Here is a 14,298-nt window from a genome sequence, read left to right on the forward strand (position 1 = left end):
TTCCGCAAACTCGTCAAACGCCTGCTGATCCCGTATCCGGTTAAAAGCTTTTAAAAAGTCGGCGTCAGAGTCATAGTAATACTGGGAACCTGTCGGGTGAGCCGCCCAGGGGCATTCCACAATATAGTCAATCTCGTAGCCGGACGCCAGATTGGCTGTGGGTTCTTGCCGCAAATAGCTGTCCGGCACAATTTCTTCACAAATTACAATAACGGTTTTGGACGCCTTGATTGCCTCGGCGTCACTATAACATTGAGAGAGAATGCGTACCGTGCCTTCATCCCCGACAATCGGCGCATAGACTAACGCCACGTCCGGGTTAACCGCCGGCAGCAAGGCACATTCTCCCCTGCCATAGAAAGGATCGTCAGCCATCACATATTTTTTGGCAGGGATGTTGCGATGCTTCCCGTCCCGTAAACCGGCCTTGGCCAATTGGTCATACTCCGGGTTAAAAATGTCGGTGCCCATCGCCAAGGCACAGGGAAAAAACGGCAGTCCCAACGCTCCCGCCATCAACCGTCCCACTGTATGTCCATGACTGTAATCATCAACTAAAATCTCACCGCTCAATTGCTTGCGGGCCAGATTTTCGCCGATTTTCCCCAGCATTTCCTGCCCCATCCAGGCGCCTTCCCAGATTTTTACGCAGCCTGCGCCGACCAGTAAATCACTATGATAGCCGCCCTGAACCTCAAATAAATGCAGATCTTTTTTGCCTTGCCGTATCAATTCATAGCATAAAGCTACCGGACGCCGCCAGATGGTAAACCCGCTAAAGGTGATCTGATCGCCGTCGTGCACCAGCGCGGCGGCTTCGGCTAAACTAATTTTTTTCGGTTGACTCATTTCCGGCCTCCCTAATGTTACTATTAGCTCGATTCTACGCATTATACAACGCGGTGATATTTATTGCAGGCGGGTGGTGTGTTGGCAATACACCACCTGCCTGCGCCGCTACACTTCTTAATGCGGAATATCTATTTATTTTACGTACGTAATCACCTGAGGAGTTATGCTCAAATATTGTGGCCCCGCCTCAGTCATGACAAAGCTATTTTCCGTACCAATAGCCCCTTCGGGGAAAACAAATTTGGGCTCAAGGGCAAATGTCATGCCCGGCATAATCGGCTGCTTGATTCCTTTCGCCAGTACCGGCCATTCATCTAATTCGATCCCAATGCCATGGCCGACAAATTTAACTTGATCTTCCTTGTACCCCATGAAATGATCTTTATACCCCATTTCTGCCGCCAGTTTAACTGCCAGCAGATAGGGTTCCTCGGCAGGTGTTCCCGGTTTAATGCTTTTAACGATTTCCGCCTCAATAAATAAGGCATCCTCATAGGCTTTAACCAGTTTGGGAGAAAGCTCGCCAATACAGAATATCCGTGTCTGGTCACCGGTATAGCCGTTAACGATTGCCGTATAGTCAATATAGACGACCTCGTTGCGGTTTATCTTTTTCCAGCCGGCCCCGGCCGGTTGCGCGGCACTGGGTCCCTGCCCGCCCACCGGTCCATCGAAGAAGTTAGGATAAAATCCGCTGGCGCCGGTACAAACCGTACCAAAGAAAAAGTCCTGCGCGAAAGCACGCATCATACAAGGACCGGCATAGCCCCGCTTGCGCAGCTCGGCTTCAAACAGCGCGGCCAGTTCCAGTTCTGTCATCCCTTCCCTTAAATAGGCAGGTACGGTTTGAAATGCCTGGTCGATAACCGCTAAAGCACCGCGCATTAACTTAATTTCATAAGCGGATTTAACTGCCCGGACTTCCTTGATCGCCGCTGAACAATCCTGGAATTGGGCATTCGGAAAAATCTTTTGATAGGACTTATAGATATTATAGGGCATTACATCCAATTCCAGACCAATGTTAGCAAGGCTGTCATACCCGTAGGCCGACAGGATCTCCGGAATTTGTTTGGGATTCTTAATCGCGACAATATTCGTAAGCGGCGATTCCTGCCGGCCGCGGGTCAGACTTTTTTTCACCATAAGAACCGGCTGACCGTTTGCCGGTATAAACAGATAGGAATTTTGCATCGTGCCGGTAAAATAAAATAAATCACTCAGCACTAAAATAAGAGCTCCGTCGACAGCTTGTTCAACGAGTTTCTGCTGGAATTTATAAATCCTCGATTCAATTTCTGCTGCTGGCGTCAATTCCATGATTAACTTCCTTTCATCTGTAATATTTACTATACAATGAGTTAAAAGTTTGCCGACAGGTGGTGTTGGCACCTTATTTTTTTATATATCGCTGCGCTACCTGTTCGGCTAGTGTATAGGGATCGCTCTCTCTGGTAATTAGTTTATCCACCATGGCTGCCATTTCGCCGCCGGCGTGGAGTTCTTGTAAAATAGGCTGCAGGATGCTGCCCCATAAGGCTTCGTTGAGTTCAGCGGCCGTCTTGCGGCGCAAGCGGTTGGCTAACAAATTGCTTTGGACTAAGTACTGATAGTGTTCGTCGATTTTATTACGCAAAAGAGCCACACTCCCGGCAAATGCATGCGGCTCCAAAACGCTCTCGACTTTTAACACCGGAATCTGCCAGTGAGCGCCGGCCCGGGTATCGTCTTTGTGTGATTGGGAGGCAATATTTAATACTTCCTGATACAATTTGCCCGCGCCGTCACGGTCAGCTTTATTGATCACAAAAATATCGGCAATTTCCATTAAACCGGCCTTAATCGCCTGGACATCATCCCCCATCCCGGGAACAAGCACCACCACAACGGTATGGGCATGGTTGATAATATCGACCTCCTGCTGGCCGACGCCACAGGTTTCGACAATGACCTTTTCCTTGCCGGACGCTTCCACAACATGAATGGCTTCGCCAACAGCCTTTGACAGTCCGCCCATGGAGCCTCTGGTAGCCAGGCTGCGGACAAACACACCGCTGTCTTCGGCATGGCGCAGCATCCGGATCCGGTCGCCTAATATAGCCCCGCCGGTAAAAGGACTTGTCGGGTCAACCGCCAGCACACCTACCGTTTTTGCGATTTGGCGGTAGGCGGCAATCAATTCATCAATCAGCGTGCTCTTGCCGGCGCCGGGAGCACCGGTAATGCCCACAATATGGGAGTTACCGGTGGCGGCAAATAGTTCCTTGATCGCCATATGGGTATCCGGGATTTCATCTTCCAAATTTCTTATTAACCGGGAGACAGCGCGAATATCGCCTGCCAAAACCCTTTTGCTTAATTGTTCCATAATAATCACGCCTCAGGCTTTACGTTGGTGTTAATCCAATCGACAATGGCATCCATTTTCACGCCAGGTGTGAAGATTGCCTTAAACCCGGCTTCATACAGGGCCGGCATATCCTGTTCCGGGATAATGCCCCCGCCGATAACGGTAATATCGCCTGCGCCTTTTTCTTTAAGCAGTTTTGTTACTTCCGGGAACAGGTATTTGTGCGCTCCCGACAAGCAGCTTAAGCCGACTAAGTCAACGTCTTCCTGAATGGCAATTGACGCGATTTGCTCAGATGTTTGATGACAGCCTGTATAAATAACCTCAAACCCGGCATCACGAAAGCATCTGGCTAAGACTTTTGCTCCCCGGTCATGTCCGTCAAGGCCAGGTTTTGCTAATAAAATACGGATTTTTCTATTTGACATCCTGTTTGCCTCCTCAAGGGTTTATTAGAATATACCAGGGTCACGGTATTCGCCGTAAACCTCGCGATAGACGTCGCAGATTTCCTGTACAGTGGCATAACTTTTAACAGCTTCAATGCAGTACGGCATAACATTTTCGCCTTTTTTGCAAGCAGCGGCAAGGTTTTTCAGACATTCTTTCACCTTGTTGTTATCCCGGGTCCTCTTAACCTCTGCCAATCGTTTCAGCTGTTCTGCTTCTACCGATTCGTCGATAGCAACCATTGGAATGTCGACTTTTTCATTTTCTTCGACATATTTGTTAACACCGACCATGGTTTTTTCCTGCGCGTCAATCTGTTGCTGGAACTTGTAGGCGGCATCGGAAATTTCCATCTGCGGATACCCTTTTTCAATAGCGGCGATCATACCGCCCATATCGTCAATTTTATGGATATATTCCCAGGCTTTTTCTTCCATCTCATTGGTCAGCGATTCTACAAAATACGAACCGGCCAGGGGATCTATGGTATTGGCGACACCAGTTTCCTCAGCCAGAATCTGCTGTGTCCTTAAGGCAATCTGTACCGCATGCTCCGATGGCAGACATAATACCTCATCCAGTGAGTTGGTGTGGAGGGATTGGGTTCCTCCCAGCACAGCCGCCAACGCCTCGACCGCCGTTCTGATGACATTGTTATAGGGCTGCTGAGCCGTAAGCGAGCAACCTGCTGTTTGGGTATGGAAACGCATCCAGCAGGAACGCGGGTCTTTTGCTCCAAACCGTTCACGCATGACTTTGGCCCAAATCCGGCGGGCAGCCCGCATCTTGGCAATCTCTTCAAAAAAGTCAATATGGGAATTAAAGAAGAAGGACAAGCGGGAGGCAAATTGATCAACCTGCAGACCTTTGCGGTTGATGGCATCTTCGACATACTCAATTCCGTCCCGCAAAGTAAACGCCAGTTCCTGGACGGCAGTCGAACCGGCTTCGCGGATATGGTAGCCGCTGATGCTGATGGTATTCCATTTTGGTACGTATTTTGTACCGAACTCAATGGTGTCGCTAATCAGTTTGACCGAAGGCTCAGGCGGGCACATCAGCGTCTTTTGCGCAATGAACTCTTTTAAGATATCGTTCTGGATGGTGCCACTGATTGTGGTAAGGGGTACACCCTGCAGCTCGGCTGCGGCGCAGTACATAGCCCACAACACAGTGGCGGGCGGATTGATCGTCATCGATGTGCTGATTTTGCCTAAAGGGATTCCCTTTATGAGGTCATTAAAATCGGCTAACGTATCAATCGCTACCCCGCATTTGCCGCATTCCCCCTTGGCCTTGGGAGAATCGGTATCATAGCCCATCAAGGTAGGAAAATCGAAGGCGGTACTCAAACCGGTCTGGCCGGTTGATAGCAGATAATGCCACCGCTCATTGGTTTCGACAGCGGTACCCATACCGGAAAACATGCGAAACGTCCAATATTTCCCCCGGTAACCGGTTGGCTGATTGCCCCGCAAAAAAGGAAATTGTCCCGGGTAGGCAATATCAGTTTCGAAATTCATATCCTTGATATCGTCCGGACCGTAAATTCTTTTTATATCTAAGTCAGAGACCGTTGTCCACTTTTCTTTTTGATCAGCGTGTTTGGCGATAGACCGTTTCACTTCATCTTCCCATTTTTTTCGTAATGGCTCATTTTTATCTAATAAGTCTTTAGTAAACAAGCTGGCTCCCCCTTATACCTTAGTATTCTATACCGGCCCGTTCCCTGACACCGGCATAGTAATGGTGTTTGATTTCCGCTATTTCACTAACCGTATCGGCTATTTCCCTAATTTTAGCCGAAGCATAGCGCCCGGTTAATAGTAAATCTACTGCGGGTGGTTTGTTATGAATTAACTCCAGGACGGCTTGTTCTGAAATCAAGTTGAAATCAACGGCAACATTAATCTCATCAAGAATGACCATATCATAACGCTTGCCCAGAATAATTTCTTGGGCCTTGGCAAACCCCTGCCTGGCAAGAGCAATATCTTCTTTTGCCGGACTGTCACGCATAACAAAACTATCGAGGCCAGACTGAATCACAGTAATCGCCGGCAGATACTTTTCCGCCGCTAAGACTTCGCCGTATTTTCTTCCTTTCATAAACTGAATAATACATACCGAATATCCTTGGCCGACAGCGCGCAAGGCCTGACCGAAGGCAGCCGTTGTTTTTCCTTTGCCGTCACCGGTAATGACCATTACCAGGCCGCGCTTCGCAGCGGTCATCTTTTCTGATTGCAGAAAACTTCACCCCCATTTCTTATTTTCCAAAACACAGTGCTTATTGTCTAGCATATACAACAAATTAACTATTTTTGCAAACTTTTTGACAAAATAAGTAATTCTCTTTTTTATGCCTATATCCTCCTTTATTCCTAAGCTGCCGGCCCTGTTTAACGTTAAAAAGGACCTGGCATTTGCCAAGTCCTTATAGCGTTAAATACCATCGCCATCAATTCCGCGTAAATTTTCGGAAGCTGTCAATTTCTCCAAGTCAAAAGGCGTTCCCTGGTAAACATAATAATTAAGCCAATTAGAAAACAATAAATTAGCCGCACTCCGCCAGCGCACTACCGGCTGCTGCTGCGGGTCATCGTTCGGGTAATAATTAGCCGGTATATTTATGGGTAGTCCCTGGGCCACATCGCGATCATACTCGGTCTTTAACGTCAGGGGATCATACTCGGAATGCCCGGTGATAAACAAGTGCCGGTATTTTTTGTCAATCACGGCATAAACGCCGGCTTCTGGCGATTCGGAAAGAATAGATAATTGCGGTACCTTTTCAATATCCTCCCGCCGAACCTCGGTATGCCGGGAATGAGGAACATAAAAAATATCATCAAAACCGCGAAACAGCATTTTTTCTTTCATATTGACCGTATGGGGAAATACGCCAAACATCTTTTTCGGTAAATCGTATTTGGGAATGCCGTAGTGATAATACAAAGCCGCCTGTGCTCCCCAGCAGATATGCAATGTAGAGTATACATTCTTCCTGCTCCAAGCCATAATATCGCATAACTCGCTCCAATACTCAACCTCTTCAAACGGCATTTGCTCTATAGGCGCCCCGGTAATAATCATTCCGTCATATTTACGGTTTTTTACTTCCTCAAAGGTCTCATAAAATTTAACCAGATGTTCATGCGGGGTATGTTTCGGCTCATGGGTAGCCGTATACATAAAATCAACCTCAACCTGCAGCGGGGAATTTCCCAGCAACCGGAGCAATTGTGTCTCGGTAGCTATTTTTGTAGGCATTAGATTTAACAGCATGATGCGAAGCGGACGTATGTCTTGTGAGTAGGCGCGTTTCTCATCCATTGTAAAAATATTCTCTTTTTCAAGGATATTAACTGCCGGCAGATTATTAGGGATTTTTATTGGCATAGCTTCCGCTCCTTTGCATAATTCTTACTATGTATTAGATTTTAGCATAAAATTAATACAATATATAGTATCCACTAAAGATTTACAGCAGGTGTTCTATCTTCCGCATTTAAGGCGCAGGCGGCTGGTGTAATTGACAACCCTGCACCTATTTTTTCTGTAAGGCAATTAGGTTTGTTTTGTGCCAGTGCATTTTATGATAAAAACTAAGTCCCTTGCTATTGTTGAGGTCTGCCAGTAAATCAAGCCGTTTGGCGCCCTGGCCCACTGCCCATTCCTCCAACACGCTCAGCATCTTTCCGCCGATGCCCAGCCGTTGATATTCCCGGGCAATCACAACATCTTCCACAAGAGCCTTCCAGCCGCCTTCGGCAGTTGATAGCAATAATTGAGCTGAACACATGCCTATTACGTTTTGTTGATATTCCGCCACAAACAGGCAACGCCCGGACGAGTATTCGAAAAACATTTCCAGTGCCCGCCGTTGCTTGGCAACATCCACTTGAAAATCCGCTTCCAGCGAAAAAATAATAGAAATGAGCGCCACCATAGAATCAATATCGCTCGTTTGCGCTTTTCGTATAACAACATCTGATAGCATTTTGGGACTCCTTTACTGGTTAATTATGATTCATTCGAATTGAATCCCCATAGTTTGTCTACGCAAAAGCCCGCGAAAATTCGCGGGCTTAAAATAGTAATCCGGGAGAATCCTGTTGTGCTTGGCCACCGCCATTAAGCCGATTTCGAAAATATTGACTTAACCACATCGCCGGCAATCCTGGCATAAAGCGCAAACGTCTCAAAATTTTCCCGCAAATCATCGACCGCATCAGCAAAATCACCCGGCAGGGCGCGGACAGCCTTATTCGTTTGATCAGTTGTCTCTTTTAAGCTAATAGTAAGCTCATTCAGATTGTTAAGAGTTTCTTTAAACAAAGAAACCGTTTCACCAATATCCCCCTGGTGTGACTGCAACATTTCGCGAATGCTTCCCAGAATAAAAAGTATCCGCCGCAAAACCATACTTAAATACACGCCACAAACCACTAGAACTGCAAACAAGATAAACAGCCCCAAGTCGTACAACGAGATATACACCACTATCCCTTCTTTCGCACAATTATACAGATAGCCGGGTAAACTTTACCCGGCCCCGTCTATTTCTTCAAAAGTGCTACTGTTGGTCTCCCGCGTCAACAGTGGGCTTGGTTTTTTCGGCAATTTCCTTCTTGGCCTCAGCAACCCTTTCCCTTGTCTTGTCAACAATTTCTTTGGCCTTCCCAGGCAATTCTTTGGCAGCCTGCACAAGTTCGCTCCGCGTTTCTTTCCCAGGCTTAGGTGCCAATAATACGCCGGCGGCTGCACCGACAGTTGCACCAACTGCGGCACCAATCGCTGCATGTTTCAAAGCTTTTTTCTGAGCTTTCTGCCTACGTTCCTTTTTCCCTTTTTCAATCAAATCCATAATCGACATGCCTACCACCTCCGGTTGTGTTTAAAATATTTTCCTATATTTACTAATCTTCGACAAAAAATAAAAAAATCCTTGCAATAACTGAAAAGATAAGAATAAGAATAAAAAAATAAACCGTTAACTTTTAGGCAGATAACGGTTTTTAGCCAATGATTACTGGGCAAAAAATAGTTTGTATAAGGACAGAGCCATACCGGCAAGCGCTAATACAACCACACCGACAGCTCCTGTCCGATAATTATTTGACTTTAGCCAGCGGCTGTAGGTATAAGCATGAATGGCTGCCAGACAGGTACCTACGGCCAATAAATAATCCAATCAACCATCCCTCCGTTTTGTTAACATGACAATATTTCATTATTGTTTGGGCGTTGTCCGCCACATTAAACCGGTTCGCCGGATTTTGCACTTAACCTCAACCGTAATGTCGGCTTGCGGAAATTTTTCCGGCCAGGCATAGCCCTCCCAATCTTCGATCTTTTGAAATTTATTGCGAAAATGATAACCGATTCCGACAATATCTGTCCCCTTTTCCTGGCAAAGTGCCACCAGGTGAGTGATTTCCTCCCTCGTAATCCGGGAAACAGCTTCCTCCAACAGTTCTCTGTACTCTGCTTTTTCGTAATTAATGCCACTCGGTATACTCGTTACCTCGCCTTCCAGATACACTGTAATGTGAACGACCGGTTTTCCGTCAACAATGCTTGTCATAATATCCGGTTTTTCCCCCTGCCGCAAATTGACATTGATCCCATGTTTGGGTGCTAAAGGATCCTCCAGAGTTTCATAACCCCGTCTGTACTTTCCGGTTAATAAAGCCAGTGACCGTGTCTCAGCATTTGTCAGCATACCGACCATTTTTTCATCTTTAAATATGGCGGTTCCGACGAATTCAACCGGATTAGCGCCACTGCTAGATCGCGGTATATCACCGACATAATACTCTTCTGTCTTTTGGCCGGAAATTCGTGGCCTTGCGGCTAAATCCTCCATAGTTTGTGGATTAACGGCCACCATTGCAGTGTACGAAGTTCCATCGGCATCTTTTAACCTCAGATAAAATTCATGCAGAGTTGTCTTTAAATAATAGCTTGTCTCCGAGGCAGTTTCCATCATTGATTCAAAATAACGTGACGCTGAGCCCGGAATACCGGGCTTGTTTTTCTTTAAAAAATTCTTGGCCGTTCCCTTAGCCACAACAACATAATTAGTGCCACGATACTCTCTAAACCTTATCAACGGACCAATAACATCGCCTATTCCTTGTTTTGCCAGTTCTTCTCCCATAACCAAAATTTTAACATGAGTTAGAGTAGGGAAAAAATAAGATACTGAGTTAAGAAGGTTGCGTGTTTCAGCCAGTGACGGAGCAGTAAAAGTTACTTCTGTGGTAATCTTTTGCTGTTCGCCGCCACCGCTGCCGCCTCCCCCCTCACTGGCAGCTACCGGCAGAGCCGCGACATAAGTAACGTCAATCATACCTTTCTGATCAGACTTGTCCACCCCAACAGCAATAATATATGCTTGATCATCCGGTTCTCTTGCAGCATCACAGCCGCAGCATGCCATACAAACTCCCAGTAAAAAAGCGGCAATTAAACGGTGTTGCATCGTTTCACCTCTTTTCGCTTGAAACAAAACGCAATAAATAACAGCAGCGGTACACCATAAATCCCGACGCTGCTGGTAAAATGATAGATTTTCTCATATCCCAGCACTGTTATGATATCCGGTGGCAACATGGCAATATTGGCAGCAATTCCGGCCATTAGCGGGATTATTGGTCTGCCGGACGGCAAGTTAAGTATCCGGGCAATCAGATAAACCGCCGTATACAGACTTACCGCCAGAGCCAGCATACTGACCATCCCCCACAAGGCAATCAACAAAGCCTCAATGCGCTGCAGATAACGGTTCAGATAAACCAGCCGTGCCATTTCAAAAAACGGTAAAATCTTTTCCTGCCCCACATTAACACCAAAAACCATTAAATAAGACTGCGAATAAACTACTTTCATAAATAACGCGCCGCCTACTCCAAAAATCAGTGCCTGCGTGGCCGTTTTCGAAGTCTGAAATTCACGGGCATACACGGCCAGCAAAACAGCGCCAATATTAATACCTGCCCAGGAAAAGCCATGGTAAACGGCCAGAGTCAATCCATGCCCTTGCCAAGGAACAAGTTGATTTATATTATAAAAAGGAATGAGGAAAATAACGACAAGCAGCATAAATGCGACTAAAAAAGGCAGTACCATATAAGAAACTCTTCCCATTACCTCAATACCAAAAGAAATAAATACCGTAACCCAAGCGATATACCAGATTGTCACTAACGAAAATTCGGCAAGCGGCAAGGCGGTCAGTAATGTATTTTCCGCAAACTCTCTTAGTAGCAATACAGTATTACCAAAAAACAGCGCGATATAAAATAGTGCTACAAGCCAAGCAGCTGTATTCCCCAGCAGTCGTCGTGTCGCGTCAATGAGGTCTCCCCCAGTACGACTAAGCACATAAAGAAGCAGTCGAATCATAAATAGTGTTGCTATAGAACTAATCAAAACACTAAGCCAGGCAATCTGAGCATCATCCACCAATCGGCTGGCTAATGTAGTTAAAAAAATCCGGGGTATTGTCGCCACAAAAACCAGGGAAACCCCTGCCGCAACTCCCATATTCCCCCCCTGATAGCTCACTCGGTTTCACCTCCATCAGGTTTTTGCTTTCGCCATACCCTGCTTCTGTGCGGCTGCCGGCGGCTCACTTTTGTATTAAGAGCATCGGGGCGCATTTCCTGGTGATAAACCGGTCCCCGGATAATAACATCCAACCCTGCTCCTGATTTGGGCACAACCGGACTGAGATAGGGCATTCCGTAGGATTTCATATTGCATAACACTGCCAGCATAATCAACAGGCCTGTAGCAATGCCCACAAGACCCATAACGGCCGAAAATAGCATAAGCGCTAAACTGGCCATGCGAACAGCGGCACTCAACCGGTAGTCCGGGATAGTGTAGGAAGCCACCCCGGTGGCGGCGACCACGATAACCATGATGGGGCTGACTATTTTGGCCGATACGGCTGCCTGTCCCAGAATAATACCCCCAACAATACCAATTGTCGGCCCCAGGAAACCGGGAATGCGCAATCCGCCCTCCCGGATAAGCTCAAACGCTACTCCCAGCAGCAACATTTCCAGGATTGTCGGAAACGGCACCTGCAGGCGGGCTGATGTGATTGACAATAACATTTCTGTGGGGATGGCTTCCTGATGAAAGTTGCTAATCGCTAAAAACAGCGCCGGTAAAAGCAAGGCAATGACCACACCTGTCCAGCGGATCAGGCGTATTAAGCTGCTGTATGGATGAAGCAAAGCAAAATCTTCCCCGGAATGAAGAAGTGAAAATAAAGACACCGGCGCAATCAGGGCAAACGGGCTGCTGTCCAGCAATATAGCCACCCGCCCTTCATTAAGACCGGCAGCTACTCTGTCCGGCCGTTCCGTATTTAACGCGGTTGGCAAAGGCAGATGCGGATGGTCGGCAATAAACTGTTCCAAAATACTGATATCGGTTACACAATCAGTTTCAACACCTGTAATTCTCCGTTTGATTTCATTTACCAAAGCAGGATTAGCCACCGACTCCAGGTACATAACAACACACACTGTCTTACTTTTAATGCCCACAGTTAGTTTTTCCGCTACCAAATCACTGGCATTAAACAGCGATCTAACCAAGGCGATATTTACCCCTAACACTTCACCAAACCCGGTTTGTGCCCCGCGGACTGACTGCTCAAAAATCGGCCGGTCGACACTGCGGTGCTCCCAGCCCTTGCCTTCAATAAGAATCGCGGCCGGCTCCCCTTCGATAAAAAGAGCGGCATCGCCGGTATTTACAGCATTTTGTATATCTGAGAAACCCATGACTGAAGTCGTTTTGCCGCTAGGCAAATATTGGGTAATCAAATGATTAAGCACCCCGTCGTCTGGCATACCCGGAGCCGCCCGGCTATAAAGCATCAATGGCTTTAAGATCAGGTGATTCACCGTTTTACTGTCGCACAACCCCTCGATATAGACCAGCATCGCTTGTAAAACCGGCTCAACAGGTATATTAAATTTGCGAATAATAAGATCGGTATTATACGGCAGCCGGTATATTCGGCTGATATTTTTTTCATTTTCCGCCAGGCTGGCACTGACCGACATGCTGGCCGGATCATTCTCCGCCTCATTATAGGCAAGCAACAAAGGAGCAACTTCTGATTGCTGCTTCTCCAGTGATGTACATAGCCGCTTTAGCGACGGAAATGATTTCTTGATTGACGCGGATTGTAGTATCCGTACCCCCTCTTCCATAACAGCAGCTAAACGCTTGGCATAACTTATTAGTTTATAAAATTCTGTAAGGCTTTCCTTAATCCCTGAAAACCGTCTGTCAGACACTTTCTGTTTATTCTGCTGCGTCTCGCCTAATACAAACCGGGTTGGCTGCTGAGGAGGCTGATACACGATCAACTGCTTAGCCGTGCGATATATTTTTGTAATAAAATTATCGGAAAAATTATTCATGCTTCTTCCTTTGTTTATATATACATTCACTAAAGATTCACGGGCAGGGTGTTGGTAAAAACAAAGTAACCAGCCAGCATGGAAACATCTCCAGCACCCTAGAGGAAAATCCGTATTGGATTCACTATAGTCTTAAGATATTATTCACCAATTATGGAAAAAATATCAAAAAGCACACAAACGGTTGCTTTATCATCCGGCTTACACTATGCTCTTTTCCAAATAAGTGAACGGAACGCAACTATGAGCTATTGTAAAAACATATTGCACAAAAAAAAGAAGCATAAAAAGCTAAACTAGCCTTTTATGCTCCCGTTGTTAACCTAGTAGTCTGTAAACCTTAATTCTATAGTGTTGTTACGAAATCTTTTCCGCCCTGCTTTGTTGTCGTCGGCTTACATATTCCCGGACGAAATCAATTCTTCTACACCCGCACCTCAAAATGTTTTTCCCCTTCAGGTGCTGCCACCTGCGGCCCTACTATATGGATACCTTCTTGATTCATCGCCGCAGTTGTCCGCTTGGAAAAGTCAAGCGAAGTACGCGGTTGCTTATTTTTTCGTTTATTTTTAAATAATCGCAGTCCCACCAAAACTATGGCAACGACCGCCACGATCCCAACAAGAAACATGTAATAACCGGAACCCAAGGATTTGCTTTCCACCAATGGCGGTTTAGCCGGGACAGCCGTTTCGGCTGAAAATTCAGCCTGAGACCCAGACCCTGCTGACTGAGCAGGAGTTGCCTGAATGCCTTGCGTTTGGTTTGCCGGTTTATCAGAAGTGCCTGGTTTTTCACCAGTCTTTGGGGGTGAGTTACCCTGAAAAGCCCTGCCTAATCCTTCTAGTTGTCTGACAGCACCGGTTGCTTCTGTGTTTACCGTTTTACCCGGGTTTGGTGTCGAGTTTGCAGGAGCAGCCGTATGTGTATCAGCAGAGGCATTCGAGCCTGTCGGCGTTAAGGTTGGCGGTACAGGAGGCGTAGGTTTTGTTGGCGGGGTGGGGGCTACCGGCATAATGAAGACCCCTTCGGCAAAGATTTTGAATAAAGACCAATAGTTTGCTTCCAGAAGGCGATTATGGCGTCATAATCGTCTGATTTTTGTTCGCTCATTCGGATTTCGGCCATATTAACCGTCCCCCTTTTCCTTAATACCATAAAACAGGGCAAGATCTATTATTTAAGTTC

16 protein-coding genes are annotated in these 14,298 nt (G+C 46.6%); all 16 read right to left on the reverse strand.

Annotated features, from left to right (window positions below):
* On the reverse strand, positions 1–849 hold an 849-nt coding region (locus tag BLR65_RS19830), incomplete at its 3' end, for a CoA transferase subunit A (RefSeq protein ID WP_093795916.1).
* 135 nt (positions 850–984) lie between these two features.
* Positions 985–2,172: a M24 family metallopeptidase gene (locus BLR65_RS19835; RefSeq protein WP_093795917.1), complete on the reverse strand. Its 1,188-nt coding sequence runs from the start codon at positions 2,170–2,172 to the stop codon at positions 985–987.
* 73 nt (positions 2,173–2,245) lie between these two features.
* A complete protein-coding gene (gene meaB / locus BLR65_RS19840; protein WP_093795918.1) occupies positions 2,246–3,220 on the reverse strand; it encodes a methylmalonyl Co-A mutase-associated GTPase MeaB in 975 nt (324 codons plus the stop codon).
* Positions 3,221–3,225: 5 nt separating this feature from the next.
* Complete coding sequence (locus BLR65_RS19845; RefSeq protein ID WP_093795919.1) at positions 3,226–3,630, reverse strand: cobalamin B12-binding domain-containing protein; 405 nt, start codon at positions 3,628–3,630, stop codon at positions 3,226–3,228.
* A gap of 24 nt (positions 3,631–3,654) precedes the next feature.
* Positions 3,655–5,337: a methylmalonyl-CoA mutase family protein gene (locus tag BLR65_RS19850; RefSeq protein ID WP_093795920.1), complete on the reverse strand. Its 1,683-nt coding sequence runs from the start codon at positions 5,335–5,337 to the stop codon at positions 3,655–3,657.
* A 19-nt stretch (positions 5,338–5,356) separates the two neighbouring features.
* Complete coding sequence (locus BLR65_RS19855) at positions 5,357–5,887, reverse strand: cob(I)yrinic acid a,c-diamide adenosyltransferase (protein WP_093795921.1); 531 nt, start codon at positions 5,885–5,887, stop codon at positions 5,357–5,359.
* Positions 5,888–6,097: 210 nt separating this feature from the next.
* Positions 6,098–7,054, reverse strand: coding sequence for a homoserine O-acetyltransferase MetA (metA, locus tag BLR65_RS19860; protein ID WP_093795922.1), 957 nt, complete (start codon positions 7,052–7,054; stop codon positions 6,098–6,100).
* 148 nt (positions 7,055–7,202) lie between these two features.
* Positions 7,203–7,655 (reverse strand): GNAT family N-acetyltransferase, encoded by a 453-nt coding sequence (locus BLR65_RS19865; RefSeq protein WP_093795923.1) that lies wholly within the window; start codon positions 7,653–7,655, stop codon positions 7,203–7,205.
* A gap of 134 nt (positions 7,656–7,789) precedes the next feature.
* Positions 7,790–8,155: a hypothetical protein gene (locus BLR65_RS19870; protein WP_093795924.1), complete on the reverse strand. Its 366-nt coding sequence runs from the start codon at positions 8,153–8,155 to the stop codon at positions 7,790–7,792.
* A gap of 76 nt (positions 8,156–8,231) precedes the next feature.
* On the reverse strand, positions 8,232–8,531 hold the full coding sequence (locus tag BLR65_RS19875; RefSeq protein ID WP_093795925.1) for a YtxH domain-containing protein: 300 nt from the start codon (positions 8,529–8,531) through the stop codon (positions 8,232–8,234).
* Between the two features lie 153 nt (positions 8,532–8,684).
* Complete coding sequence (locus BLR65_RS29925) at positions 8,685–8,849, reverse strand: hypothetical protein (protein ID WP_169717027.1); 165 nt, start codon at positions 8,847–8,849, stop codon at positions 8,685–8,687.
* Positions 8,850–8,888: 39 nt separating this feature from the next.
* Positions 8,889–10,142 carry a Ger(x)C family spore germination protein gene (locus tag BLR65_RS19880; RefSeq protein WP_093795926.1) on the reverse strand — a complete coding sequence of 418 codons (1,254 nt, stop codon included), beginning with the start codon at positions 10,140–10,142 and terminating at the stop codon, positions 8,889–8,891.
* On the reverse strand, positions 10,127–11,227 hold the full coding sequence (locus BLR65_RS19885; RefSeq protein ID WP_093795927.1) for a GerAB/ArcD/ProY family transporter: 1,101 nt from the start codon (positions 11,225–11,227) through the stop codon (positions 10,127–10,129). Before BLR65_RS19885 ends, BLR65_RS19880 begins: the two co-directional genes overlap by 16 nt.
* Positions 11,224–13,110 carry a spore germination protein gene (locus BLR65_RS19890; protein WP_093795928.1) on the reverse strand — a complete coding sequence of 629 codons (1,887 nt, stop codon included), beginning with the start codon at positions 13,108–13,110 and terminating at the stop codon, positions 11,224–11,226. Before BLR65_RS19890 ends, BLR65_RS19885 begins: the two co-directional genes overlap by 4 nt.
* A 424-nt stretch (positions 13,111–13,534) precedes the next feature.
* The gene (locus BLR65_RS19895; protein WP_093795929.1) at positions 13,535–14,125 is read right to left on the reverse strand and encodes a hypothetical protein; all 591 of its coding nucleotides are present in this window, start codon (positions 14,123–14,125) and stop codon (positions 13,535–13,537) included.
* Positions 14,116–14,238, reverse strand: coding sequence for a hypothetical protein (locus BLR65_RS31485; RefSeq protein ID WP_281241558.1), 123 nt, complete (start codon positions 14,236–14,238; stop codon positions 14,116–14,118). Before BLR65_RS31485 ends, BLR65_RS19895 begins: the two co-directional genes overlap by 10 nt.
* Positions 14,239–14,298: the final 60 nt, after the last annotated feature.

Source organism: Sporomusa acidovorans (genome assembly GCF_900101845.1).
GTDB classification, from domain to species: domain Bacteria; phylum Bacillota; class Negativicutes; order Sporomusales; family Sporomusaceae; genus Sporomusa; species Sporomusa acidovorans.